Annotated in this window: 21 protein-coding genes; 14 read left to right on the top strand and 7 right to left on the bottom strand. The window is 63.4% G+C overall.

Annotated features, from left to right (window positions below; translation table 11 throughout):
- Positions 1-1,756: type VII secretion target (locus JZY06_RS06265; protein WP_207278668.1), on the bottom strand; the 1,756-nt coding region annotated here is incomplete at its 3' end.
- A gap of 656 nt (positions 1,757-2,412) precedes the next feature.
- Complete coding sequence (locus JZY06_RS06260; protein ID WP_207119231.1) at positions 2,413-3,003, bottom strand: hypothetical protein; 591 nt, start codon at positions 3,001-3,003, stop codon at positions 2,413-2,415.
- Between the two features lie 137 nt (positions 3,004-3,140).
- On the opposite strand from JZY06_RS06260, the gene JZY06_RS06255 reads away from it, so the two are divergent.
- Both JZY06_RS06255 and brnQ read left to right on the top strand, forming a co-directional pair.
- Positions 3,141-4,301 carry a MalY/PatB family protein gene (locus JZY06_RS06255; RefSeq protein ID WP_207119229.1) on the top strand — a complete coding sequence of 387 codons (1,161 nt, stop codon included), beginning with the start codon at positions 3,141-3,143 and terminating at the stop codon, positions 4,299-4,301.
- 282 nt (positions 4,302-4,583) lie between these two features.
- Positions 4,584-6,197 carry a branched-chain amino acid transport system II carrier protein gene (gene brnQ / locus JZY06_RS06250; protein WP_207119227.1) on the top strand — a complete coding sequence of 538 codons (1,614 nt, stop codon included), beginning with the start codon at positions 4,584-4,586 and terminating at the stop codon, positions 6,195-6,197.
- 243 nt (positions 6,198-6,440) lie between these two features.
- Here brnQ and JZY06_RS06245 read toward each other — a convergent pair whose 3' ends face one another.
- Both JZY06_RS06245 and JZY06_RS06240 read right to left on the bottom strand, forming a co-directional pair.
- Positions 6,441-7,010 carry a hypothetical protein gene (locus JZY06_RS06245; protein ID WP_207119225.1) on the bottom strand — a complete coding sequence of 190 codons (570 nt, stop codon included), beginning with the start codon at positions 7,008-7,010 and terminating at the stop codon, positions 6,441-6,443.
- 155 nt (positions 7,011-7,165) lie between these two features.
- Complete coding sequence (locus JZY06_RS06240) at positions 7,166-8,179, bottom strand: AEC family transporter (protein WP_207119223.1); 1,014 nt, start codon at positions 8,177-8,179, stop codon at positions 7,166-7,168.
- Between JZY06_RS06240 and JZY06_RS06235 the strand changes: the two genes are divergently transcribed.
- The 5 genes from JZY06_RS06235 (at position 8,156) to JZY06_RS06215 (ending at position 14,252) form a co-directional block, all read left to right on the top strand.
- Positions 8,156-9,076 carry a fumarylacetoacetate hydrolase family protein gene (locus JZY06_RS06235; RefSeq protein WP_207119221.1) on the top strand — a complete coding sequence of 307 codons (921 nt, stop codon included), beginning with the start codon at positions 8,156-8,158 and terminating at the stop codon, positions 9,074-9,076. The genes JZY06_RS06240 and JZY06_RS06235 overlap by 24 nt on opposite strands.
- 87 nt (positions 9,077-9,163) lie before the next feature.
- The gene (locus tag JZY06_RS06230) at positions 9,164-10,726 is read left to right on the top strand and encodes an ABC transporter substrate-binding protein (protein WP_207119219.1); all 1,563 of its coding nucleotides are present in this window, start codon (positions 9,164-9,166) and stop codon (positions 10,724-10,726) included.
- Between the two features lie 6 nt (positions 10,727-10,732).
- Positions 10,733-11,686: an ABC transporter permease gene (locus JZY06_RS06225; protein ID WP_207119217.1), complete on the top strand. Its 954-nt coding sequence runs from the start codon at positions 10,733-10,735 to the stop codon at positions 11,684-11,686.
- Positions 11,687-11,796: 110 nt separating this feature from the next.
- A complete protein-coding gene (locus tag JZY06_RS06220; RefSeq protein WP_242516781.1) occupies positions 11,797-12,555 on the top strand; it encodes an ABC transporter permease in 759 nt (252 codons plus the stop codon).
- Positions 12,552-14,252: a dipeptide ABC transporter ATP-binding protein gene (locus JZY06_RS06215; protein WP_207119213.1), complete on the top strand. Its 1,701-nt coding sequence runs from the start codon at positions 12,552-12,554 to the stop codon at positions 14,250-14,252. Before JZY06_RS06220 ends, JZY06_RS06215 begins: the two co-directional genes overlap by 4 nt.
- Before the next feature lie 79 nt (positions 14,253-14,331).
- Here the strand turns inward: JZY06_RS06215 and JZY06_RS06210 are convergent, their stop codons facing one another.
- Positions 14,332-15,372, bottom strand: coding sequence for a hypothetical protein (locus JZY06_RS06210; protein ID WP_207119211.1), 1,041 nt, complete (start codon positions 15,370-15,372; stop codon positions 14,332-14,334).
- Positions 15,373-16,039: 667 nt separating this feature from the next.
- Between JZY06_RS06210 and JZY06_RS06205 the strand changes: the two genes are divergently transcribed.
- The 3 genes from JZY06_RS06205 (at position 16,040) to JZY06_RS06195 (ending at position 17,997) form a co-directional block, all read left to right on the top strand.
- A complete protein-coding gene (locus JZY06_RS06205) occupies positions 16,040-16,573 on the top strand; it encodes a hypothetical protein (protein WP_207119209.1) in 534 nt (177 codons plus the stop codon).
- A gap of 285 nt (positions 16,574-16,858) precedes the next feature.
- Positions 16,859-17,416, top strand: coding sequence for a DJ-1/PfpI family protein (locus tag JZY06_RS06200; RefSeq protein ID WP_207119207.1), 558 nt, complete (start codon positions 16,859-16,861; stop codon positions 17,414-17,416).
- 218 nt (positions 17,417-17,634) lie between these two features.
- Positions 17,635-17,997, top strand: a complete 363-nt coding sequence (locus tag JZY06_RS06195; protein ID WP_207119205.1) for a DoxX family protein — start codon at positions 17,635-17,637, stop codon at positions 17,995-17,997.
- Between the two features lie 237 nt (positions 17,998-18,234).
- Here JZY06_RS06195 and JZY06_RS12435 read toward each other — a convergent pair whose 3' ends face one another.
- Both JZY06_RS12435 and JZY06_RS06190 read right to left on the bottom strand, forming a co-directional pair.
- Positions 18,235-18,360, bottom strand: coding sequence for a hypothetical protein (locus JZY06_RS12435; protein ID WP_255568457.1), 126 nt, complete (start codon positions 18,358-18,360; stop codon positions 18,235-18,237).
- 120 nt (positions 18,361-18,480) lie between these two features.
- Entirely contained in the window at positions 18,481-19,809 is a 1,329-nt protein-coding gene (locus JZY06_RS06190) for an alpha/beta fold hydrolase (RefSeq protein ID WP_207119203.1), read from the bottom strand.
- A gap of 1,096 nt (positions 19,810-20,905) precedes the next feature.
- On the opposite strand from JZY06_RS06190, the gene JZY06_RS06185 reads away from it, so the two are divergent.
- The 4 genes from JZY06_RS06185 (at position 20,906) to JZY06_RS06170 (ending at position 25,401) form a co-directional block, all read left to right on the top strand.
- On the top strand, positions 20,906-21,601 hold the full coding sequence (locus JZY06_RS06185) for a CAP domain-containing protein (protein WP_207119201.1): 696 nt from the start codon (positions 20,906-20,908) through the stop codon (positions 21,599-21,601).
- A gap of 771 nt (positions 21,602-22,372) precedes the next feature.
- The gene (locus tag JZY06_RS06180) at positions 22,373-23,176 is read left to right on the top strand and encodes a class I SAM-dependent methyltransferase (protein WP_207119199.1); all 804 of its coding nucleotides are present in this window, start codon (positions 22,373-22,375) and stop codon (positions 23,174-23,176) included.
- 183 nt (positions 23,177-23,359) lie between these two features.
- Positions 23,360-23,806 (top strand): cupin domain-containing protein, encoded by a 447-nt coding sequence (locus JZY06_RS06175; protein WP_242516666.1) that lies wholly within the window; start codon positions 23,360-23,362, stop codon positions 23,804-23,806.
- A 929-nt stretch (positions 23,807-24,735) separates the two neighbouring features.
- Positions 24,736-25,401, top strand: coding sequence for a CAP domain-containing protein (locus JZY06_RS06170; protein ID WP_207119198.1), 666 nt, complete (start codon positions 24,736-24,738; stop codon positions 25,399-25,401).
- The last annotated feature ends 1,431 nt before the right edge of the window (positions 25,402-26,832 follow it).

The following is a 26,832-nucleotide window of genomic DNA, read 5'->3' as shown; positions in this document are numbered from 1 at the left end:
TTCCGGTGGGCGGGGCCGTGGGAGGCCCGCCGACCGCCGTGCCCGCACCGGGGCCGAAACCGCCGAGTGACCCGGATGCCGGCAGGGAGGCCGACCCGGGGCCGGGAAGTGGCCCCATGCCCGCCTGGACGGTACCCACCGTGGACGGATCGAATATCTTTGCGCCATTGCGCAGCGCCCCGGTACCGCCCGGCGGAAACATCATTCCGGCCGAGCTCAAGCTCTTCAGGTGGCTGCTGCCGCGGTCGGGCTGGTCGATGTCGGCGCCGACCTCCCCGCCGGAATGGGTTCTGTTCCGGCTGTCCCGGCCTGCCCCCGGGCCACCCGGGGGAACCATCGCGCCACCGTCCCGGGCGGTTGCACCGGCGGTGTCGCCACCGGCGGCGGGATTGTAGTGGCTGCCGCCCAGCCGCCCGCCCACAGCCTGACTGGATTTCAGGGCATCGCCATAGGTGGGCAGGGACACCGCTTTCGGCATCGTCTGGCTGTTGATCAGCCCGCCGACAAGGCCCGGCAGCATCCGGGTGACGGGAGCAGCCTGGCTGACCAGGCGGCCGACGGTGCGGGCCAGTTCCCCGCCGGGAATGCCCGTCGGCGCCGACGGCGGCCCGGCCACCCCGCCGGTCAGCATCGACGGGGAGATGAACCCGGAGGATTGGGCGGCGGTGGCCAGTGATTCCACCCTGCGGGCACCCAGCCGGTCATCCACCCCGCGGGTGATGTTGTTGTGCTCTTTCTGGTATTCGGTGATGGCGTCTTCGACCTGTTTTTCGGTTGTGCCGCGGTCGTGGGGCACACCGATGCGTTCACAGGTGTCACCGACAAGGGCGGCGATCGGCCCGACCGTTGTTTTCCCGGCGGCACCGATGGAGCTGAGGAAGCTGGTGAGCATCCCCGGCAACGACAGGTGGGGGCGGCTGGTGCTGGTGAAAGCCACCACCGGGGGAATGTGGGCGATAGCCAGCGGGGTGATCACGCTGGTCCCGAATGCGGCGCCCGCGGCGTGCAGCGCCGGTGGGATTGCCATCGGCACGGGCGCGTAGAACGCCTCGATCGAGGTTTTCACAGCCATCAGGGCGGCGATCAGCGGCGGTGGCAGCAGCGCCAGGCGCTGCGCGGTGGCGGCCACCCGCAGGGCATTGGCCGACACCGTCGATGTGGTGGCGGCGATCCGGCGGATATTGGCGGCCACTTTGTCGTAGACCCCACCGGAAGCCCCGGCGCGCAACCCGGTGGCCGCCTCGGTCAGGGTTGCCGATACTTCGCCGACGCTGACACCGACGGTGCGCCACTGGTCGGCGGCGGCTTCCGCCGCCGCCTGCTGGGTGCTTTTCAGCGCGGTGATCAGTTCCGTGACCCCGATCGGCGGACCGGCCACCGGCGGCAGCTGCACCAGTGGCGGGAACAGTTCGGCCGGGCGGGGTGCAATGGTGGCGGTCGACGGGGCGGTGACGCTGCCTTTTTCCAGCTGGTCCAGGGCGCGGGCGAACGCATGGTCGTGGGTTTCGAACATGTCGATGGTTGTGGTCAGCGCCGCCGCCATCCAGTCGAGTTGATCGGCGATGGTGGTCATGGTTGCGCGCAGCGATCCGGGCGCGGTGTCGAATGCCTGCTGGTAGCAGGCACCGACCGCCTGCAGTTGGGGCAGCGGTGACCAGGCCGCGGTCAATGCACTGCCCATGGTGGGGGCGTGGCGTACCGCGGCGGCCGCTCTGTCCAGTTTCGCGGCCACTGCCCGAACTGCGGGCGGGTCCATCTGTAGTTCCAAAGGTGTCATCGTGTGCTCCGGGCGTGGGAATGGGGATATCGGCAGGATGCGGCCACCGCCATTTTTGTGGTGCGGCCTTCTGCCACCGTTTCTTCCGGGTGCTGGGGTGGGCCGGAACGTTGCCGTACCCGGTTCCGCCGCACCCCGGCGCGGTACGGCCTGTCCCATCCGGTCATCAACGCAACCGGCGGTTCGCGGACAAGGGCAGGTGATGCCCGAACACACAGCTCGCCGCCGGCCGGTGGACCGGTACCGGATGGGACCCCGACGGCCGCGGTGGGCGCGTCCTGTGGTCGACGGCGGTGGATGTCCCGTGGGTAACGTTCCCGCCAGCCGGGATACAGGGGAGGGTGACTGACTGTGGGTTACCGGGGTCTGATGAAAAAAACAAACACCGTCGCCGGCACAGGGTGCGATCGTGCGGATCGCCGGGTGCCGTACTCGGGGTGTTAGGACCGGGTTGGGGCGTGATTGGTTCAATCACCCCATTTCAGGCACCCCCGCCACAACCGGCAAAATCTATTTTTGCCTGCGGTTTTTCACCTTCTTAACGGATCGCCGGCGGGGGTGGTTGACCGCCGGGCGGTTACCGGGCTGACGGCACGGGTGTTGTCCCCGGATGGGGGGGTAACCACCGGCGTGGGCTAGACCTGCCCGAGGTTTCCCTGCCAGCTGACGTCCCCGATGGTCAGTGTGGCGTCGTAGGCATTGGGCGGGGTGGTGTCCACCGCGTAGGAGATGGTGGTGGTCGCATGCGGCCCCAGCGGCACATCCAGCCCGTTGACGATCCCGGAGCTTTGTTCATCGAGCAGATCGATGACGGTTTCCTCCCCCTGCGGGTTGCGCACCACCAGTACGGGTTCCGGAATGGCCGACGGCGGCAGCGGCACGGGATTGTTGTTGGTGATCATCAGGTGCACCACCCCACCGCGCAGGTTGCCGTAGGCCAGTGACTGCAACCGCCAGGTGCAGTTGAGTTGGGCGTCGTCGACCGGGGGCTGGCTGACCAGGCTTTCGGTCACTGTTGTGGGAACCGGTGGTGCCGGAACGAAGGAACTGGTGGGTTGGCCTTCATCGGCTTCCGGTATGGGGGCGACGGTGGCCACCAGGGGCGCGCGGTCCTCGTTCATGAAGTCGTGGATGGCGGTGCAGCCGGTGGTGGCGGACGCGGCCAGGCCGACCAGGCCGAGCGCCGCCCCGGTGGCACTGCGCCGCAGCCGGTTGTTATCTGCCACGGTGGTTTGCTCCAGCGGGTCGGGAAAAGGGATGGATGTTGTGGTCTCAAGGCTAGCCCGGTTGGGGCCGGTGGGGGTATTTTGCCTTATCGTCCCCGGCGCGGCGGACCGGCGCGCCGGTTGTCTATTCTTTGGGCATGAATCTTCCCGGTCTCGATGTGCTGCGCCGCCGTGCCACCGTCAAATGGACGGCCTACCCGGATGATGTGTTGCCGTTGTGGGTGGCTGAATCCGATTTCGCCACCTGCCCGCATATTGTCGATGCCCTGTCCGGGGCTGTCGAGCAGGAGCGTTTCGGTTACCCGGCCCCTGATGGCCGCATGGAGAAGGCCCTGGCGGAGTTTTCCGCCGCCCGCCACGGTTTTGCGGTCAATCCTGATTTTGTCCGGCCGACCGCCGATGTGGTTGGCGGGCTGCTTCTGGCGATCAGGCATTTCACCCGCCCGGACAGCCCGGTGGTGGTGGCGGTTCCGGCGTATCCGCCGTTTCTGAGGCTGGGGCCGATGGCGGGCAGGATGACGATGACCACCACCTATATTCCCGGCGCCGACGGCCGGCTGGAGCCGGATGTCGACCATATCGACTCCCTGTTCAAAAAGGGCGCGGGCTGCCTGATTTTGTGCAATCCGCACAATCCGCTGGGTTTGACCCATTCCCCGCAGCTGCTGCGGGAGTTGGCCGAATCGGCCGCCCGGCACGGGGCGCGGATCATCAGCGATGAAATCCACTGCCCGCTGGTCTATGACCGGCCGCATGTGGCCATGGCGTCGGTCAGTGACACCGCTGCCGCGGTGACGATCACGCTGACCGCAGGGTCGAAGGCGTGGAATGTGGCCGGGCTGAAATGCGCCCAGATCATTTTCACCAATCCCGGGGATGTGGAAGTCTTCGACGGTCTTGAACCCTATTTCCGGGAGGGGTTTTCCACCCTGGGGCTGGTTGCCGCCGAAGCCTGTTACACCGCGCCGCTGAGTTTCCTCGACCGGCAGCTGGAGTATCTGAAAGGCAACCGGGACTGGTTGGCCAGGACTCTCCCGGAGGCCATTGCCGGGGCCACGGTCACCACCCCGGAGGCCTCGTATCTGTCGTGGATCGATTTCTCGGACACCCCGGTGGCCGACAGTCCCGCCGCGTTTTTCCTCCGGCAGGCCCGGGTGGCCCTGAATGAGGGGACGTGTTTCGGTGACGGCGGTGAGCATCACGCCCGCATCAACTTCGCCTGCCGGCGCGATACCCTCGCCGAAGCGGTCGACCGGATGGCTGATGCGGTGAAAAAACATTCCCGGCTGCCCGGGTGAGCTGCCCGGAAAACAACCGGCCGGGCATGACTCGGAATGTGGCCAACCGGTGGGAACGTGCTAACGTGCCGGGCTGACAGGACACAATTCGGGCAAACACGGGCACTTTCAGTGTCCGAACGGATATACTGTCACCTGTTTTCCCAAACCAATCCCATTATACAGTTTTTGCATCCCACACAGTGGACACTTTCCGGCAATATCCCCATCCGTATCGGACGGGGGGCGGGAGCCGTGTCCGGCGGGTATGCGACAACCTTCCCAGCGACAGGAAAAATTTCCATGACCACCGGGACCACGGCCCCCACAAAGTCCCCCACCATCGCCGCCTCTGTCACCATCGCGGCTTTAATGCTGTTTTCGATGTTTTTCGGCGCCGGAAACCTGATTTTCCCGCCGATGCTCGGCGCGGAAGCCGGGACGTCCTTCGCACCGGCGATCACCGGCTTTCTGCTGGCCGGTGTGGCTCTGCCGGTGATCAGTGTCATTGCGGTGGCCATCACCGGCAACGACATCTACGACCTGGCGCACCGGGGCGGCAAGATCTTCGGCCTGATGTTCCCGGTGCTGGTGTATCTGGCCATCGGCGCCTTCTATGCGCTGCCGCGCACCGCGGTGGTCAGTTTCTCCACCGCGGTCACCCCGATCACCGGATACGATTCGACCACCGCCGCGGTGATCTTTGCGGCGGTCTACTTCGCCATCGCCCTGGCCCTGGCTTTCGACCCGTCCGGCCTGGTGGACAAGCTCGGCAAATACCTCACCCCCTGCCTGCTGGCCCTGCTGGTTGTGTTGGTGGTGCTGTCGATGGTGAACCTGCCCGGCAACCCCGGTGAGGTCTCCGGGGTCTACACCGATCACCCGATGTCGGCCGGACTGATCAAGGGATACATGACCATGGATTCGCTGGCGGCACTGGCCTTCGGCATCATGATTGTTTCCTCGCTGCGCTACAAGGGTGTTCCCAACGGCCCGGTGCTGGTGCGCGGGGTAGGCGCGGCGGCGATCATTGCCGGTGCGCTGCTGGCGGTCATCTACGTCGGTCTGGGCATGATCGGACAGAAAGTCGACAACCCGGGCGCCTTCCCCGACGGGGCCGCGCTTCTCACCCACGCCGCCCAGACGACCATGGGTACTCCCGGCATGATTGTTTTCGGACTGATTGTGCTGCTGGCCTGCCTGTCGACCGCGGCCGGCCTGATCGGTGCGACCAGTGAGTTTTTCCACCGCATCGTCCCCTCGGTCAGCTACCGGACCTGGGCGGTGGTGTTCGCCCTGATTTCGCTGGGGGTGTCCACTCTGGGCCTGCAGCAGGTGCTGGCCATCGCCGGGCCGATCATCGGTTTCCTCTACCCGGCGGCGATCACCCTGGTGTTTTTGACCCTCATCGAACCGGTGTTCCGCCGCAAGCTGTACTGGGCTTTCCGTATCGCCCTGTTTGTCGCGGTTGTCTGGTCGGCCCTGATGACCGCCCTGAGCCTGGATATCGCCCCCGGCATCATCAGTCCGATCATCGACTGGTCCCCGGCCCATGAGCAGGATTTGGGTTGGGTGGTTCCCAGCCTGGTGGGCGCGGCGGCCGGTTACGTGCTGGATCTGGTGCTGCGCCCGGTCCGGGCGGTACCGGTCGGCGGGGAACACCAGCTGGAAGCGGAACTGCGCGGCGGACACCGCGATGTGGAAGCGCTGGAAGAAGCGGTGTTGATCGAACATCCGGACAGGCCCGGCGCCGACGGCCCGGACAAACTCGACCAGGTCGATCACCGGCTGGCGGCCCTGCATTGCGAACGCGCGGAAGCCAAAGCCCGGCTCAAAGCCCTCGATGAGGCGATCTCCACGGCGCAGTCCCACCACCAGTCGCTGTCGCAATCAGACTCCGCGCCCACGGAAAAATAAACCCCGCCCCACAGCCACTGACCTGACTTTCTCCCCGCCTGCGGCACCGTGTCACACCCGCGTGCCACAGGCGGGGAGTTGTTTTTTTCAACAAAGACCCTCCCCCCTGCCCCGCCCCCGCATCCGGCGGGGGCGGGGCGCTGTCCCCGTTGCCCCGGCGGGTCGGGCCGGTTCCGGGTGCAGCGCAACGCAGTATGGGCCGGGGGTGGCCAGTGCCACCGGTGTTGCCCGGTGCGCGGTTTTTCAGGGGCGGATCATCGTCACGGTTGCCTGCGGCAGGCGGTGGCGCAACTGGTTGGCCAAATCCTCGGGCGCGGGACGGGTGCCGTGGGGCATCTCCACGGTCAGCCGGTCATTGGCTTCGGTGACAATGGCGCCTTTGTTGTCTTTGCCGATGGTCACCGACAGCCGCCGGTTGTGGGATGCGGCATGAGGCACGAACTCCGCATAGTGGACGGTTTTCCCCGGGTACTGCTGGGTCCACAGGCGTACGGCACCGATTGTGTCGGTGGCGATGCTGGCCCCGGTGCGGGCTATGGTCACCCGGTCGTCGCCGATCACCGCCAGCGGTGTGCGCTGCCTGACCCACCACAGGGTGGCGGCGAACAGCACCAGCACAATCGCCCCCAGCGACAGGGCGGACACCCCGAACAGCACCGCCTGCTGGTAGTGCCCGGCTCCGGCACGCACATTCCAGCTGACCACCGACACACAGGCCATCGCCACGGCGAACAGCACAAAACTGACGGTCGCCCGCGACCGGCACAGCGATCCGGTCGAGCGTCTGATCACCAACGGTGGTGTCGTGTCCATGGAGGGTCCTCCCGAAAGTCGGCGACAAATGATCGGCTCGTGCCACTGGCCCGCCCGGCGGGTGTGCTGGCGACGATTATGCACCGCAGCCAGCCTGCCGAGAGCCGGTGTGGCCGGATACACCCCAAGCTGTAACCGAATCGTGCATATTGCGTTCACGCCCCCGGCACCAGCACCGTGATCGCCATCAGTACCGGGATGGCCGCCAGTGTGGTCACCACCGCGGTGTCCCGGGCCAGCTGCTGACCGGTGCCGTACTGCCCGGCATAGATGTAGACGTTCTGCGCGGTAGGAAGCGCGGCCAGGACCATGGCGGTGACCAGCTCCCGTCCGGTGACACCGAACACCGCCACCGCAATGACCCCGGCAACCGCCGGGTGGAGAAGACATTTCGCGGCCGTGGCCACCGCCACAGCCTGCCTGTTGGGGCCCTGGGGAAGATACGGCGGTTCCGCCACGGCCATACCGAACACAATCAGCGCCACCGGCACCGCCGCACCACCGATCATGTGCACCGCTTCGGCCACCACCGGCGGCAGGCTGCCGCCGGTGGCCGCCACCCCCACCCCGCAGGCGGCGGCCAGCACAATAGGGTTGCGCAGCGGGGCGGCAAACCGCATCACCGGGCGGGCCTGACGGTTGCCGGACAGCACATCGAGCACCGCCAGTGCCACCGGTCCGTAGAAAGCGACCTGGAAAACCAGAACCGGGATCACGGCGGCGGCGTCGCCGAGAACATAGACCGCCAGGGGAATACCCAGATTCGCCGAATTGACGTAGCTGGAGGCCAGCATGGCGATAACCGACTGCGTCCGGTCAAGCCCGATCACCCGGCGCACCGCCACATACACCACCGCCCCGGTGACCAGGGCGCTGGCGGCGATCACCGCCAGACGGCGGCCGTCGGCGACCGGCTGCCCGGCGGAGGTGATCACATCGACAAGCAGCGCCGGGGTGGCCACCACAAAAGCGAACCTGTTGAGCATCTGCCGGGCGGATGGCCCCAACACATTCCACCGCGCGACAAGGACACCGACAGCGACCACCACAGCCACCACCGCATATCCGTTGACCACCGCCGACATGACGACCATTGTTGCATCCACCGCTGGCGGGACGAAACAGGCTTGGGTGATAATCGGGGCATGCTCTTTGCGACGATCCGCCACACCGCCACTGCCACCGGCACCGGTACCTGCGCCGCTGTCGTCACCGACCCGCGGGCCACCGATGGCCGGGCGATCGGCGCGGAGGAACCGGTCAGGGTCCGTCTGATTCCGGCGGTGCGCGATGTCGGGCATTTGTGTGCGGCGGGCCTGATCGGCCGCGGTGCACGCATCACCGATATTGAGCGGGCCGGTTTCACCGTCACCGGGGAGACCACGGTCAGCAGGGCACAGATCGCCCCGGTGGTCGGGCAGCCGAAAAAAATCTTCTGCTGCGGGCTGAACTACACCAGCCATATCCGGGAGATGGGCCACCCGCTGCCGGACCGGCCGACCCTGTTCGCCAAGTTCGCCGACACTCTCACCGGCCCCTTCGACCCGATCACGGTGGCCGCCCACAATGCCGCCCGGCTCGATTTCGAAGGCGAACTGGCGGTGGTGATCGGACGGGCCGTCGGATACAACTTCCGTCCCTCCCTCCGGCAGGCCCGGGAAGCCATCGCCGGATTCACCATCGCCGATGATGTCTCGATGCGCGATTACCAGAAAGCCACCCCGCAGTGGCTGGCCGGGAAAAACCTGCTGCACTCCACGCCCCTGGGACCGTGGCTTGCCGACGGCGCCGATCACGACACCGGATCCGCCAGGCTGGAAACCAGGGTCAACGGCACCACCATGCAACAGGCGCAGATATCCGATCTGCTGCACGGTCCGGCGCAGTTGGTGCAGTTCATCAGTTCCTTTACTGCCCTGGCGCCGGGCGATGTCATTATCACCGGCACCACCGGCGGGGTGGGGTTCGCCCGTGATCCGCAGATATTCCTCCACCACGGCGATGTGGTGGAGGTCGCTGTCACGGGAATCGGGGCGATCAGCTCGACGATCACCGTCACCGACTAGCGGCCCCTCTCCCCCGCCGGGCCGCCCCACCTGGCCCGGGAAGCGCCCATTGTTGATAACACCACCGCACCGGCTACCCTGTGCCCCATGGGAAACCTCCCGGCACTGCCCAAAATAACCCCGCTTTTTGCCGCTGCGGCCCTGGCCGGCGCGCTGACGGTGTCGTCGTGCCATGCGGGACATCTGACCACGCAAACCGGCACCACCCAGGATCCGCGGGCGGTGTCGGTGGCGGTGTCCGGGGCGCCGGCAACCCTCGACTTCACCCGCACCGGGGGTGCGGCCATCCCGCAGGCGATGATGGCGAACATCTACGAAACCCTGGTTCGTATCGCCCCGGACGGAAGCCTTCAACCGTGGCTGGCCAAGTCCTGGCATATCAGTGATGACGCGATGACCTACACGTTCCACCTGCGGGAGAATGTCACCTTCTCCAACGGTTCCCCGTTCAATGCCGACAGCGTGAAGTTCTCCCTGGAGCGGGTCACATCCGAAGCGTGGACCAACGGACGCAAAAAACAGATGTCGGTTGTCGACCGGGTGGATGTCATCGACCCGCTGACGGTGGCGGTCACCTTGTCCCGGCCGTCGAATGAGTGGTTGTGGAACATGGGCACCATGGTCGGGGCGATGATGACCCCCGACGGGGTGACCGACGAGCAGCTGAACCGCCATCCGGTGGGCACCGGGCCGTTCACGGTCGCCCGGTGGGCACCCGGGCAGGCGATCGAATTGCGGGCCCGCGGCAACTACTGGGGTCCGGCACCGGCATCGGAGACGGTGGCCATCCGCTATTTCCCCGATCCGACCGGGGCCACCAACGCCCTGCAGTCCGGGGATGTGGACGTGGTCTATTCCATGCAGTCCCCGGAGCTTCTCGACGCGCTGACCGCACAGGGGATCTACACGGTGGCAACCGGCAGCACCAACGGTGAGGTGCTTTTGTCGATGAACAACCGGCGGGCACCGTTTGACGATGTCAGGGTCCGCCGGGCGGTGATGTACGCCATCGACCGGCAGGCGGTCATCGACACTGCCTGGGACGGCAACGGCACCGACACCGGCGGGGTTCCGGTCCCGCCGACCGACCCGTGGTACTACGTCTCCGACGCCTATCCCTTCAACCCGGACAAAGCCCGGGAGCTTTTGGCCGAAGCCGGCATCAACGACACCAACAACCGGGTGGTGATCTCTGTTCCGTCCAGGCCGTACGCGCAAAACGTCTCCGAGATCGTGGTCTCCATGCTCAACGATGTCGGCTTTGACACGACCATCGAATCAACCGAATTCCCGGCGGTGTGGCTGTCGAAGGTCTACCGGCAGCACGACTATGACATGTCGATCATCATGCACATCGAACCGCGCGACATCCCCGCCCTGTTCGGCAACCCCGACTACTATCTCGGTTTCGATTCCCCCCGGGTGCGTGAACTGTTGGCGGCCGCGGACACCGCCCCGCCCGACCAGTACCCGGCGAAAATGAAACAGGCCGTCGAAGAGATCATGGACCAGGCGGCCGCGGACACGGTGTTCAACTACCCGAATATTGTCGTGTTCGCCCCCGGGGTGGAAGGCATCGACCCGAATGCGGTCTCCGACGGCCTGGATCTGTCCGCCCTGGTCAAAACGGATCCGGAAAGCGACGGCTAGGACACTATGCTGCGTTCGATCGTGACACATCTGCTGCGCTACGCCGCCGCCGTGTGGGTGGCGAGCCTGGTGGTTTTCCTGCTGCTGCGCATCGCCCCCGGCGACCCGGCGGAAATCGCCCTCGGGGTCGGCGCCACCCCGGAACTGCTGGCCGACAAACGCGCCCAGCTGGGCACCGACCAGCCGCTGGCGGTGCAGTATTTCTCGTGGATCGGCGGCATGGCCACCGGCGACTTCGGGGTGTCGCTGACCAGCGGGGAAAACATATCCCCGCTGGTGGCCGACCGGGCCGCGGTATCGGCGATCCTGGTCACCACCGCCATGGCCCTGGCGATTGCGGTGGCTGTGCCGGTGGGCACCTGGGCCGCGATGCGCCGCCGCCACGCCGACGGCATCGCGATCACCGCCGCCAGCCAGATCGGAATCGCGATCCCCAGTTTTTTGGCCGCCATCCTCCTGGTGACCGTGTGCGCGGTGCACCTGGGATGGCTGCCGGCCAACGGCTGGGTGCCCCCGGCCGCTGATCCGCTGCAGTTTGTGCGGCGGCTGATCATGCCGACGGTGGCGCTGGCTGCCGTGCAGTCGGCGATTATGACCCGCTATGTGCGCTCCGCGGTGCTGGAGGTGCTCTCCGACGATTTCATCCGCACCGCCCGGGCGAAGGGCCTGAGCCTGTGGCAGGCGCTGCTCACCCACGGTCTGCGCAATGCCGCACTGCCGGTGATGACGGTGGCCGCCCTGCAGCTGGCCGCCCTGATCACCGGCGCCGTGGTGGTGGAACGGGTGTTCGTCATCCCCGGTTTGGGAAGCATGCTGCTGGATGCGGTGATCACCCGCGATCTGCCGACCGTGCAAACCATTGTGATGCTGCTTGTGCTGGCCACCCTGGCCGTGAACTTCGCCGTCGAAATCGCCTACACCGCCCTGGATCCCCGGCTGCGCAAGGAGCCGCTGTCATGACCCTGCCGGAACAACACCCCCGCACCAGCCCAAAAGCCCCGGTCAACCGGCGCATCCGCCCGACGGTGACCACCGCCGTCGGCGCCCTGATCGTCACCGGCGTGATCGTGATGGCGGTGGTGTCGCTGTTTTACACCCCCTACGATCCCATTCACGCGATTCCGGCCGACCGGCTGCAGGGACCGTCGGTGGACCATCTCATGGGCACCGACCGCTACGGCCGCGACACGTTGTCCCGGATCATGGCCGGTTCCCGCATCACCTTGTTCGTCGGTGTTGTTGCCGTCGGCATCGGGGCGTTGGCAGGCACCCCGCTGGGTATTGCCGCCGCCGTGGGCAACCGGTGGATCGGGCAGCTGATCATGCGCGGGGCGGACCTGCTGCTGGCGTTCCCGGCGCTTCTTCTGGCCATTGTCACCGGGGCCGTGTTCGGCGCCTCCACGGCATCGGCCATGGTGGCCATCGGTATTGCCACCATCCCCGGTTTCACCCGGGTGGCCCGGGCAGGCACCCTGTCGATTCTCACCCGCGACTATGTCTCAGCCGCCCGGCTGTCGGGCAGAAGCAGCACGGCCATCGCCGTCCACCATGTGCTGCCCAACCTCACCGGCATGCTGACAGTCCAGGTCACCGTCGGTTTTGCACTGGCGATCCTGGCGGAAGCCGCGTTGAGTTTCCTGGGGCTGGGCACTCCCCCGCCCGACCCGTCGTGGGGCCGGATGCTCAACGACGCCCAGTCAAGCCTGGGCACCCAGCCGTGGCTGGCTTTCTGGCCGGGAATGACCATCGCGGTCACAGTCTTGGGCTTCAACCTGCTCGGCGATGGCCTGCGCGACCACCTCGACCCGACAACCAGGGGGCAGGCATGAGTGATCTGCTGACCGTCACCAACCTGTCGGTGACCACCCGCACCGGTGAACCGATCTGCCGCAACCTGACTTTTTCCATCGGGCGCGGGGAACGGGTGGGCCTGATCGGGGAATCCGGCTCCGGAAAATCAGTGACCGCGCTTTCCATTATGGACCTGCTCCCGGAGGGACTGGACGACTCCGGTGAAATCACCCTCCACGGGCTAGACGGCAATATTGTCGACTCCCCCGACCGGATCACCCGCACCATCCGCGGCAAACGGATTTCCATGGTTTTCCAGGAACCGATGACCGCCCTCAACCCGCTGATGACCATCGGCGACCAAATCGCCGAAGTCATGGTCCACCACCACACGGTGCGGGGGCGGAAACAAGCGGTGGAAAAAACCATCCGGATTCTCACCGACGTGCAGCTGGCCCGGGCCGCCGACGCGTTTTCGATCTATCCCCACCAGCTGTCCGGCGGGCAGCGCCAGCGGGTACTCATCGCCATGGCGTTGGCCAATGATCCGGATTTGCTGATCTGCGATGAACCGACCACCGCCCTGGATGTAACCGTGCAGCGGCAAATCGTCGACCTGATTATCGCCCTGGTCGACAAACACCGCACCGGCCTGCTGTTTATCACCCACGATCTGGGCCTGGTCAACCATGTCTGCCAGCGGGTGCTGGTGATGCGGGGCGGTGAAATCGTCGAACGCGGCCCCATCGGACAAATCCTCACCCGGCCGACCCACACCTACACCAAAGGGCTGCTGGCGGCCAGTGATCTTGCGGCGCGCGACCGCAACGGGCATCTGTTCACCGTCGATTCCGCCGGGGACAGCTATGTTCCCGGCACCGCCCTGGCGCAGCCGGATTTTCCCGCCGAAGGCGCACCGGTACTCACCGCGACAGGCATATCGAAAACCTTCCGGGTGCGCCGCGGGTTGTTCGGCCGGAAAAAACCACCGGTCGAGGCGTTGTCCCCCACCACCATCACCCTCAACGAGGGACAGCGGCTGGGCATCGTCGGCGGCAGCGGATCGGGTAAAACCACCCTGCTGAAACTGCTGGCGGGACTGCAAACACCGACCACCGGAACCATCACCGTCAGCGGGCACACCATCACCGACGGCCGCGGCGGACTGAACAAAACAGAGCTGATCAAAGCCCACGCCTGCATGCAGATGGTGTTCCAGGATCCGATGAGTTCCCTGAACCCGCGGATGACCGTCGGCGATATCGTCGCCGAACCCTTGGTTGGGGTGGCCGGACTGGATCCGGCGGACAAAACCCGGCGGGTGACCGAAGTGCTGGGGGAAGTCGGCATCGACCCGGAGGCGGTGAACCGTTTCCCCCACGAGTTCTCCGGGGGACAGCGGCAGCGGATTTCCATAGCCCGCGCGTTAAGTGTCAGGCCGCGTATTCTGCTGGCCGACGAACCTGTCAGCGCCCTGGATGTGTCGGTGCGCGCCCAGGTACTCAACCTGATGACCGATGTGCTGGTCAACCACAATCTGGCAATGATCTTCGTCAGCCATGACCTGGCGGTGATCCGGCAAATGTGTTCCGGGGTGATTGTTCTCAACAACGGCGCCATTGTCGAACAGGGTCCGGTGGAACAGGTGTGGAACAATCCACGCAGCCCGTTCACCCGCACCCTGTTGGAGGCGGTACCCCGGGTCACCGACACCGCAGGCGACCAGGGCGCTTAGACCACCCGTGCCGGCCGGGCAGCACCCCACCGGCACGCACCGGGGACTGCACCCTGTCCACCGCCGCCGGGACAGACGGTTATGCGTCCTGCGGCATCTTCGACGACGGTGACGACAGGGTCTCGTTGACCGGGCTGAACACCGACGACAGGCCGTACTGGCTCGGCTCCTGCGCCAGGGCGTTGATCAGCGACAAAATCACCGACGCCAAAAAATCAAAAACAGTGATCCTGTGCCGTGGGCAGGGGAAGGTTTTCGCGTCTTTGTACAGGAAACCGGAAATCGGATTCGGGTGCAGGTAATCGTCCTTGTTGTCGATGAAATCCCGCAGACACCGCTCCACGTCCTTGTCATCGGTGGGACCGAAGCGGAAAGCATCACGGACATTGCGCGGCAGTGACCCTCCCGACCAGGCCGTCGGGAAGTTGTACCACAGACTCACCGACTCGTATTCCTTGATGAAATCAGCGGGCGTGTAGACCTTTCCCCGTGCCCGCCGCGAGGTGCCCGCCGCGGCAGTACCGTTGTCCGCCGTGTCGTCGGCGGCGGAATCATCATCGCTCAACGACGCTTCGCCGCTGTCTGCGCTGTTCTGACCGTCGGAGACATCACCATCGCTGTCATCCCGGCCGTCAGGTGTATCCGTGCCCTCCCCACCGGTGGTGTCGGTTGCACCGCCGGAAGCAGCATCATCATCCCCGCCCAAGGTGCCGGTGGCGGAAGTGCCGCCCCCGGCAGGAGTGCCGTCACCGCCGTCTGTGTCACCGTCATCGTTGTGCCCGCCGGAAGCACTCTCCCCGTCTTGTTGACCGGTTGTCTGCCCACCAGCGCCCGCACCACCGGTGCCCTTCTCTCCACCCGCAGTGTCCCCGTCGGCTGTATCCCCTCCGGCGTCACCCCCGTCAGCAGTGTCCCCGCCAGTGGTATCCCCGCCGGTACCGGTGTCCCCGCCGGTACCGGTGTCCCCGCTGTCGCCATCGGTTGTCACACCGCTTCCGGATGCACCGGTGGTGGTCCCGGTTCCACCGGTGTGGTCATCGGCGATAACCGGAGACGTGGCAATGGGTGCCAGAAGAGACACCGCGGCAAGGGCAGCAAGAATTTGTCTGGTTCGTTTCACACTTTGTTATCTTACGGTGACCACCTGCTGTTACCCACCCCCGGGGAAGGTGGGGTACACGGCACAACCCACCGGATAACCGGCAGCGGCCCCGGTGGCCATCACCCCGGCTGCCGAACACGGATGCCGACGGTCGAACACGTATCCGCACCACCGCAGTACCGATCCCCCGCTCCGGGGGCAGACCCGGACACAACGATCCCGGGGTGCCCCCATCGCACAGACAACAGCGGGAACCGCGGTAGCACCATTGTGCGCCACCGGTTCGCGCGACACTGCAGCCACAGCCATCCCCGCCAGCCGGCGCCACAACGGCACTTCCCGTTGCCCGGCAGCGGCACCCGCGGGAAAGACCCCCTCACCGGGACTTGAACAAATCCGCCGCCGCGCATCCGGCCCGCCAATTATTCGAACACTTTTGCTTTAGTCACCTATATGTTCGACTACACTACAGTAGGTGCAGCCGGTACCGGCTACCGTGCCACCCCGGCACGCAAGGCTAACAATGATCGTCCCCCAGCTTCGGGGTTTTAGTCTTCACCCAGCTGTTTTCCCTCCGACGGCCCCCTACTATAAACAGCAAGGAACCCGCCCCGCAGGCACCCGGCACACCCCGTCCGCCTGCTGCGGGCATGTCAGGCAGCATCATTCGAAAGGATCGTTTACTGTGAATGCCCCCGCCGGTGACGGACTGTGCACTGACCACGCCGATGACACCGCACCCGGCAGCCACAGTGATTTCCTTGAACGCACCGACACCGGTTCTTTTCCGGCGCTTGCGGCCGCACCGGCACCGTTTATGGCTTTGGTTGACCGGGCCGGCACCCACCCGGCGGAAACCCCCGGAAACCAGGGGCACCCGGAGTTGGCCGATGTGGTGCGTGGCCGCACCGACACCCCCGCAGACGACAACGGCCGCTTCGATCCGTTGACAGATCCCTTCCCGGCATTGGACACCGATGATCTGCCCGATACCCCCCTCTACGAATCGGCACGCATCTCTTCCCGGCGCCTGCACCCCGACGGTCCCGCACACCAGAACCCATCCCCCCGGAACGTATCGCCTGTGGTTGGCATCACCGCCCCGGGCACCACTCCGGTTTCTTCGGCCACCCACCCCTACGGCAGGCACTGCTGCGGTGGGTCCGCCACCGAATCAGCCGCGCAGGCTGCGCCCTGTCAGGGGCGGCACCGCCTGTAGCCGATGAGTGCCGGGTGCCCACCGCAGGACACCACGGTTGTTTTTACCGCTTTTCTTTTTTCACCCGCACCCGGTCGGCCATGCCCGCCCGCTACACCCACCGGCGGCACTGCGGCGTCCGGGAAGGATATGTGTCACTAGAGTGGACTCCACCGGCCCCGCATTTTTTCACCCCGAAAAAATGACAAACCCCACCCTGCGGCCGGAAGGCGGAACGGGCCGGGGTTGTTTTCAACCAGCATCCACACACATCCGCCGATGCCGCAACCGAAAGCGAGTACGTGCATGAGCAAAAAAATTCTGATCATCACCGGTGACGGTGGCGAGGACCTGGAGGTCCTCTACCCCTATGAGCGGCTGCGCGAATCCGGCTACACACCGGTGGTCGCAGCAAGCAACACCGACCGCAAAATCCAGTTGGTCTGCCACGATTTCGTGGACGACTTCGACACCTACACCGAAAAACCCGGCCACACCTGGCCGGCGGACATCACCTTCGACGATGTCAACCCCGATGACTATGACGCCCTGATCATTCCCGGTGGCCGCGCACCCGAATACCTGCGGCTGAACACCACAGTCCTGGATATTGTCGCCGCCTTCGACCGGGCGGGAAAGCCGATCGCGGCCACCTGCCACGGTCCGTTGATCCTGGCCCGTGCCGGTGTGATCAAGGGCCGCGAATGCTCTGGATTCGCCATGATTGAACCCGATGTCACCGACGCCGGGGCCACCTACGTCGACGGCGATGCGGTGGTCGACGGAAATCTGGTCACTGCCCGCGCCTGGAACGACAACGGCCCGTGGATCGGCGCGTTCATCGCGCTTGTCGACAAGGCCTGATCCAGCGCCTTATCCCCCTCCCCGGCGCACATCCCGCCCACCGCGGGCTGTCACACCGGCATCCCCGCCCCTGGTATGGACTAAGGGGCGGGGATCGTGCTGCCCGGTGTTTCCCTCCCCCGCTTCATGCCGTCAGGTGCAACCGGCGCAACTGCGGTCATCCACCACGGGCAGATATCCCCGGCACCCAACCTGCAAGAAAGGTAGGTTGGACAACCATGAGAAAGTTTTTGATCGGTCTGCTCGGCTTCGCCGGGGTCATGCATTTCGTCAAACCCGAAGGCTTCGATTCAATCGTTCCCGAACAACTGCCGCTGGGCCAGCGGGCCTGGACCTACGGCTCGGGTGTCGCGGAGATCGCCACCGCCGCACTGTTGAGCACAGAAAAAACCCGCCGTATGGGAGGGTTGGCCACCGCGATTCTCATGGTTGCGGTATGGCCCGGCAATTTCCAGATGGCCTGGAACTGGCGGAAAAAATCCCCGCTGAAAAAAGCCATCGCCCTCATCCGGCTTCCGCTGCAAATCCCGCTGATCATGGGGGGCTGGAAAATCTACACCGATAGCACCCGCACCGCCTAGTCGCCGACGGCGCGGGAACAACCCGCGGGAAAACAGTGTGTTGGCCCGCACGGCAAGCCCCCTGCATGCGCCCGGACAGACCAGTGTCTCGGCAAACCTGTGCCGCGCCCGGACCCAGGGGGCGGCATCCACCCGTACAAAACGACCCGTCACCCCGCTGGGCAACGGGTCGGTGGGGCGGTAGCCGGCGGCCCGGGACAGCACCGCCGGCGGTCGGCGGCGCAAGGCCGCCCGGCATCAGGAGCTGAACACACGCACCGGAGCATCGTCGATGCTCACACGGTGCTCCTCAGCCACTTCGAAGAGAAAATCCACTTCATCGGCGGTCAGCTGCCCCGCGGCACTGTCGCAGTCACCGGCCATGAAAACACCCTCCTGGTTTTTCTCCGGCAGAAAAAACGATCCTCCGGTGGCAATTCTACCCGCCCCCAGCCCCCGGTGGCCGTTTCCGCGGCCACCGGGAAACCAACACCCGGTTTTTGTTTAGACCATCTCATCGACGTCGTGGATGAGCTTTCCGACAATCCCGGCACCGTCTTTGCCGATGCCGTCATGCTGGAACCGGTTGGTGATCCAGGGCCGCATATCGCGCATCACATCCGCGGTCGCCAGTGAATGGTCCATGGGAACAAATACATCGTCGACATACACGGCCGCCGCTCCTGTCGCGCGGCTGGCAGCGAGATTATCCTCGTTGTACAGCCGGGACCAGTCATCCTTGGCCGCCAGGATATCCGCGGCCGCAGCAAATGCGCGCAGTGACGGATCTTCCTCGAACAGCCACGGATAGATGTGTTCGCCGGTGAGATAAAACGGTTCGCTCCGGTTGCGGGGATCGGCATCTTCTTCGAATCCCGGGACTTCCCGGCGTATTCTCTCCGCCGACCAAGCGGTGGCACCGGGAACATTTCCGCCATAAATGGACTCGTGGACCACGGCATACAGCGGGGCCGCGGCAAAAGAAACCGCTGCCCCGACACTGTCGAGAAACGCCGTGGTCATACGCTTTTCACCGCCGGTGGTGTGGAAGGGCTGTTCCAGCAACCAGGCCAGATTGTCGATTCCGCTGCACCGGCCCAATGCCACACCAATGGTGCGGAACCGTCTCGAACTCAGCCGACTGTTGTCGGGGAGTCTTTCGTCGCTGTGGTCCAGATGATGGCAAATCTCCCTCACCCGGTCCTCGGCCCACGGTATCCGGCGGTAAAACTCCCGGTGACGTTGCCGCAACTTGGCGTACGTGGCCCGGTAGACGTCATCGACATGAACGTTGATGGCCGGTAACCCGCCGGTGAGATAAACCTTGTCTACCGACTGCGGATACAGGCTCATATAGGTTGTGGCGATGAAACCGCCGTAGGACTGCCCGAACAGGCTGACAGTGTCCAGACCCAGATAGTCCCGGAACGCCTCACAGTCATCAACGATCGCATCGGCGCGCAGCCCGCACAGTTTCCCGGCCAACTGGCTGGCACTGGCCCCGACCACATGTGGCGACGATGGGTCAAACCGCGTGGAGTTACCGGTTCCCCGCTGATCAAGAAGCAACACCCGGTAGCGCTCGAGCAGTGTTGCAAGCCATCCGCTCGCCTCAACCGGCCGCGGTGCGGGAAAGCCCGGGCCGCCCTGCAGCTTGATGACGACGGGAAGATCATCCCCACCGCGGGGTGTGACCAGACGGGCGAAGACATCGATCTCTTCCTGCGTGCCTTCAGCACAGTTCAACGGCCTTGTCAGGGTGATCGGGCGCAGCGTGTGGCCAAAACGCGTGATTGTCGCGGCACCATCGAAAACATGCTCATCTGTGTTCATGGTTGACCAGCGTAGTTGCCCACCACCTCCCGGCACGCTCCCCCGCAGCACCTGCGGACACACCACCGGCAAACAACACACCCGATCCAAACGGCATCACCCCCACACAAACAGCCACCTGTGCAGGTCACAAACCCGTGCGCCGGCTTTGCGCCGGCGGCGCCCCGCACGAAGAATCCTCCCCAACGTCACCACCATGGACTCCCCCACTCCGACAAACCCATCTCCCGCAATCCGATCCCGCGCCCTGCTTCCACCGCTTGTTCACCCGGTCGACCACTTCGCAAAACATTATCCCCCCCGAAACAACCCCCCACCCTCACCGCCCTGAAACGATCACACGTCGGCAAAAACAGACTCTTCCCGCAGGAAAATACCTGTTTTTGCCAGCAAACCTAAACTTACGGGTCCATAGGTTTCAACTTCCATGCCTACGCCCTTTAACATCGGTCCAGCAATGAAACAAGGATGCCCACTTCACCCCATTTCATCACCCTGACCTGCTACTACACCGACCCTTCGACGTCAGTTGAAGCCCCACGCCGCCCTCCCGGCCGCCGAGGTGGCGGGCCGCCATTTTGCAATAGTTATTTTCGTTTAAATGTGACTTCATTTCCGAATCGGGGGTATCTAAAGGGGGCTAACTAAGTTTCCTTTCGCCTGCGAGAGTTTTCTACCAGTGCTTTTAAATACTGAACGCCGTATTGCTATCGCCACCCAACATATTTTTCAACCCGTTTTTGACTGTCTTTTCAGCGTTTTCAACAACTGCTGATGGTCATTTCGTCACTTTCTGTACCGTAAGTTGATTGAACGCCACCTGCAAAAAGGGAGACCCCACCCCAGAAACCACCCCCGTAAGGGGAGTGACCTTATTTTGTTCATTAGACGAAATGACTTTGCCGTAGATAGTATTGCTCTCGAAGGCAAAGGACATTAGCCTTCGGGGACAAGTTAAGAACCACGCTTCAGAGGAACCCGGAACTCCCAACCGGGTGAAGCACAGTTCACGACGACTCCCACACACCGTCTCAGAGGAACCCGGAACTCCCAACCGGGTGGGACAGCACCATTTACACGCACCAAGGAGACCGAAATGGCCACCACTTTTCGCACCAAATTCCTGACGGCGACAGTTGCAGCGGCAGTCGCCTTCACAGGGTTCGCCCCCGCAGCCAACGCTGGCATTCTCGACGCAATCAGCAACGGACTTTCCATCTCGGCGGGCGGACAAGCCGAATACGACACCACCGCACCCACACAGACCCGCGGGTCGACCAGCAACTCAAACCAGCGGAGCTTCACCCCCACCGCTGATACGAGTACCCCGATGGCTGCCGACTACGCGGCCGACCACCGGACCGACACCTCCGCCGACATGCTTACCAGGGACTTCGATAAAGTCCAGGATGTCTGGAGCAACAAGGTCTACCGCGCCAAGGCCGTGGAATTGGCCAACCTGGTTAACCGCCACCGCGCACACCACGGCGAAAGCACCCTCCGCCTCGACCCGACCATGAGCGTCGCCGCCCAGGCCTGGGCCGAACACATGGCCAAGTACAACTGGTTCGACCACGACCCCGCCTCCAAGAAAAACGGTGAGATCATCGCCATGCGCTACACCGATCTCAAAGATCCCACCGTTACCGAGCGCTTCATCGACCAGTGGGAAGCCAGCAAAGAGCACAACGCGGTTCTCTACCAGTCGGACTTCAACGTCATGGGCGTCGGCATTGCCTCCGATGAGAAATCCGGCGAAGTCTACGCTGTGGTTCGCTTCTACTACAACTGAGCCATCCGGGCAGGCAAAAAGATCAGGCACCGTGAACACCGAGAGCTTCCCGGGGACCTGATGCCGCCCGAACAATTGAAAAAACTCCCGGCAGGGCGTTGTTGAAACGCCACTGTCCGGGTTGTCGAAGAAACCGTGGAATCCACGACGAGCCCACCTCTGGGGCGGATTCCACAGCCACTTCGATCTCTTCCAGGAAACTGGGAACCGTGTGAATGATCCCCGAGTTCTTCGCATTACGGCCCATCGAAGGTGTTGGTACCGACAGCATGGGAGCACGTCGGTGATTACAACCGACGCCTTCGAACGGAGCGAAGTTTCACGGGAGCCAGCCCCCGGCACAGAAATGTGGCGGGGGCTAACGGCTATTTCCCTCCCCGGATTTTGCTCATCGCCGACAGTCATCGGGTTTTCATTGTCACCTGCCACCGGCAGAAACCGGCCCACCCTATTCCATCACCCCCCAGAGCCCTTTTTCCGTCAACTGACGATATTGTGAGCGCAGGGTTTCCCCTCCCCAGTTAGCAACAATGGCGCTTGTGCAGCTGTTGCCCACCGGGCCTACCACGCGCTTTTCCGGTGCCCGGTGCCGCCGCGCCGGTACCGGGGCAGGACACCTGACCGGCCATCAGTGACATAGGCACGGCTAAGCTCAAAGAGACAGTCAACCGGCTCGTCGGTGATGATAAAGTCCACGGCACGTCCGCCATGGCACCACACTTGGGCCATCCCGTGTTTTCTCGGGGCCGTCCCCAGAAAAAGGAGATTGAAATGTCTGATCAGGATCATGTGATACCCGGGAGCAACCGGTCCGATGAAGCAGCACAGGGACATTGGCTGCTTGCACGGGCGGGCAAGAAAGTTCTGCGCCCGGGCGGCAGAGAACTGACCAACTGGCTGCTCGACAGGCTGCCCGTCAACGGCCACGATGTTGTGGAGTTTGCGCCCGGACTGGGGATTACTGCCGTTGAGCTGATCAACTGTCGGCCCAAAACCTACCGCGGCGTGGAGCAGGACAGCGATGCGGTCGCCATGGTGTCCTCCAAAATTCCGGCGGACGACAACCACCGTATCGTCAATCGTTCCGCCGCCGACAGTGGCCTGGAGGCTGAATCAGCCGATGTTGTTATCGGCGAGGCGATGCTGACCATGACCACGAACGAACACAAACTCGAAATAATGCGGGAAGCACACCGTCTTCTGCGCAGCGGAGGCCTCTACGCCATTCACGAACTGGCCCTCCAACCCGATGACTTGGCCGACGAGACCAAACAAGACATCCAACGGGCGCTGGCCCGTTCCATCAAAGTCAACGCCCGCCCGTTAACCGGCAGCGAATGGGAAGAACTGGGACGCCAGGCAGGATTTTCCCCCGAGTGCCACCGCTTCGAGGCCATGGCACTGCTGGAACCCAAACGGCTGCTCGCCGACGAGGGAATCAAAGGTACGGCCACAATTATCTTCAACGTTCTGCGCAACAAAGATTTGCGCAAACGGGTGCTCAATATGCGCAGGTGTTTCAGCGACAACAAAGAACATCTCCGGGCAATCGGCGTGGTCTTCGTCAAGCCATAAGCTACCCGGCAGACCGTGTTAACCACTGGCTTTGCTCCCCTCACACTCGCAGCGCAGCCCGGCCAACCGGCCCGGAAGGGTTAAAATTTCTCTAGGCACCCGCCACAAGCTTTTGATAAAACCGGTGAGCAGCATCCACCCGTGGCGGACAACAAACGATCACAAGGAGCCGATTCGCTGACTATGACGGCCACACCGAATGAACCAACCCACACCCCGGACTCTTTTGGCCCGGCTGCTTCAGCACCCGAGAGCCATCCCGGCACAGCCGCATCGCCTGTGACCGCGATGACCGTTATCCCGGTCACCGACCTTGTCCCCGACCCCAAGCCCGGCAAGCCACGTCCCGCGGTTAAACGACTTTTCAGCGGGGACAGGGCAAATCTGATCGCCTTCAACTTCTGCCGCGGCCAGTGCCTCCCCGACCATAAAGCCGCGCACCCGATCACGGTGCAGTGCCTGGGGGGATCACTGACTTTTTCCTGCGGTGACACAACCATCGACCTGGCGCCCGGCACGGTTGCCCATCTTCCCGCTTACTCGCTCCACCGGGTCGATTGCCCGGACTCCGCCCCGGAATCCGGCAATATCCTCCTTCTGACCATGCTTACCGGGGAAGAACAACAGTAGAACAACTGCCGCCATCAATCCGGCCGTGGTGTCTGTCAGACACTGCGGCCGGTTTTTTGCGTCCTGCCGCATCTACGTCCGTTACACCAGAAAAGAGAGAACCCTGTCAAAGGTTTCCCCACATATAACTATTACCCCTAAAACTACCCCCCGCTAAAGGAAGAGCCGGGCCGACACAACCCACGCAACACCCAATTCCCCAGCACATAACTTATTTTCTTCACCAAACCTATCCCTACCGAACCTTAACTTTCGGCCCCGTAACCCAACGATCGCCCAGCACCCACCACAGAGCGCCGCGCCACACCCGCAAAAACACCCTCACCAGCACAAATGACTCGAACGGCCACACTAAAAAGCACCACAACACACACCCGACACGGCAACAAAAAGGAAATTCAATCAACAATAGACTAACTCATCAATAGTTGGATTATGCCCGTATCGGGGGTAGCTCCGGGGAGATAACAGCGTTTGCTTTCGGGGGAGAGAACTTTTAACCAGCACTAATACGTTTGATAAGCCTTAACAGTATCGATCACCAACATATTTTTTCGATCGTTTTGGGCCCGTTTTTGGTCGTTTTCAACGTCCGCTGATCATTGTTTCGTCACATTTCGTCCCGACATCCGACGGTTTCCAACCTGGGGAAACAGCGTTATCCCCCTCAAATCACCCCCAATAAGGTGGTGACCATATTTAGTTCAGTAGACCAAATGAGTTCGGAGGGGATAGTATTGGTCCCGAAGGCAAAAGCAGTTAGCCTTCACGGGACACGATGAGAATAAAGCTTCAGAGGAAACCCGGACTCCCAATCCAGGTGAAGCCCCCACTCACACCGCGTCCCACCGCTTCAGAGGAAACCCGGACACTCCCAAACCGGGTGAAGCACAAAACTCCAAAAACTTACACGCACCTAGGAGACCGAAATGGCCACGACCATTCGCACCAAATTCCTGACGGCGACAGTTGCAGCGGCAGTCGCCTTCACAGGGTTCGCCCCCGCAGCCAACGCTGGCATTCTCGACGCAATCAGCAACGGACTTTCCATCTCGGCGGGCGGACAAGCCGAATACGACACCACCGCACCCAGCGGCTCCCGCGCAACACACACCACAGCCACCACCAACACCCCAATGGCCGCCGACTACACGGCCGACAACACCGCCCGCAGTGCCACAGACATGCTCGGCAAAGACTTCGACAAATCCCAGGACATCTGGACGAACAAGGTCTACCGCGCCAAAGCCATCGAGATGGCCACCAACATCAACCGGCACCGGGCACACCAAGGAGAAGGCCCCCTTCGCCTCGACCCGACCATGAGCGTCGCCGCCCAGGCCTGGGCGGAACACATGGCCGAATACGACTGGTTCGACCACGACCCCGCCAGCAAAAAAATGGGCGAAATCATCGCCATGCGCTACAACATCGACAGCTCTGACACCGCCGAACGCTTCATCTGGCAGTGGGAAAACAGCCCCGAACACAACAAACTCCTGCACCAAGACAACTTCACGGCCATGGGAGTAGGCATCGCCGCCAACGATAAAACCGGCAAAGTCTACGCTGTCGTCCGCCTTTACTTCCACTAAAAAACCACCCCGAATCGCCCCGCAGACCCCCAGAAGTCTGCGGGACACCCCCGCCCCGGCCATCAACCGGGGCGCACCTATATCCGGGACCACCCCACCGATCAGCTGTGGTCGCGGCGGCCATTCAACCGGGTTGCCAGATTCATACCCGGTACTGCCCGTTTCCCATTGTTGCCTTCGTCACTCCCGGTGGATTTCACCCCGTTGCGGATCTATGGTTGAAAGTAACGGGCGAACGACATTAGCCCCACGATGACAACAACGCGAAACACGCACAGGAGGTTTCTATACGGCACGTGCTCCTTCAGACGCTCATGCCCCCGGCTGATCCGCTCCCATCACGGCCCACCGGCGCTTTCCTCCCAGAAAGTCCCGAAGCCACAACAGGATCCCCCGAGTGCGGCATCTGCAGTCTTCCTTCCACCTGAGTTTGAGTGAGGGTCCACATGGCATTGTGGACCCTCATTTTTTAGCCCCCACCCAAAGGATCCGGATACGACCCGGATGCCCCGGATGGCCCCCCGGAAGAAGCGCTGAGAAGCTTTCACAACTTACCCTCCCCAGGCCGGGCGGGGCGCGCCATGCGTTGCCCCCGGGGGTTCTTCACGGCGGTTGACCCGCACGTGCCAGACACAGTCACCGGCTTTTCGCCCCGGCTTCGCGGATATCCACCACGCCGGCCGCCACAGGAACATGCGCCGGATGGATAACCCACCACTGTCCCGAAACAAGACAGTGGTTGTCGCTGTTGCCGCACCGCGGCCGGGCACACGTGCACAACACACACCCGGTAATGCCGACCCCCAAACCCCCGCCCCCAGTTCCCCACAGTTGACCGGCAGGCAGATCCCCGCCACGGCAGACAACAAGCGGTTGGGACAGAAAAAGGAATGCCCATTCCCTTCCCCAGATCACACTAAATCCCCGATCAACCGTCACGCTATTTTACGCAGGTCATCGGCCCCTAGCCGCCCCCCATTGGTTTATGCAACTTATTAGTTGTATCCAACCTATCGTCCCCAAAAGAAGACAGATTCAAAAGGAATACTTAGCCCACCCCCGAATTTCAATCCCACTACCCCCTAGTCCCAGACAGAGGGACACCACCGCTTTGACGGCGGCAATGTGCCCCCGCCGAGACTCAACATGCGGCGACGGCGTTTGATCTGCCCAAATATTTTTCCCCGAAACCAACCCCGGCCCCTCAAGCCCACAACGGCACCCCGCCATCGTGGACTTCACCGGAAAAAATAAAGAGCAGCGTCTCGATCCGCACCAAAACGACCGAACCACTGCTCTTTATATACAGCTGAAAGACGTTCCCATTCGTCTTAAAGCCAGATGCACGACGCTACGGCAACCTTTTAGGAGAAAGGCTCCGTAAACGGGATATCCCATACTCCACCAGCCCTTGTCCAACGGCTGAGGAAA

This window comes from Corynebacterium mendelii, from assembly GCF_017307055.1.
In the GTDB taxonomy this organism is placed as follows: domain Bacteria; phylum Actinomycetota; class Actinomycetes; order Mycobacteriales; family Mycobacteriaceae; genus Corynebacterium; species Corynebacterium mendelii.
This window is presented reverse-complemented; position numbering and strand designations above follow the sequence as displayed.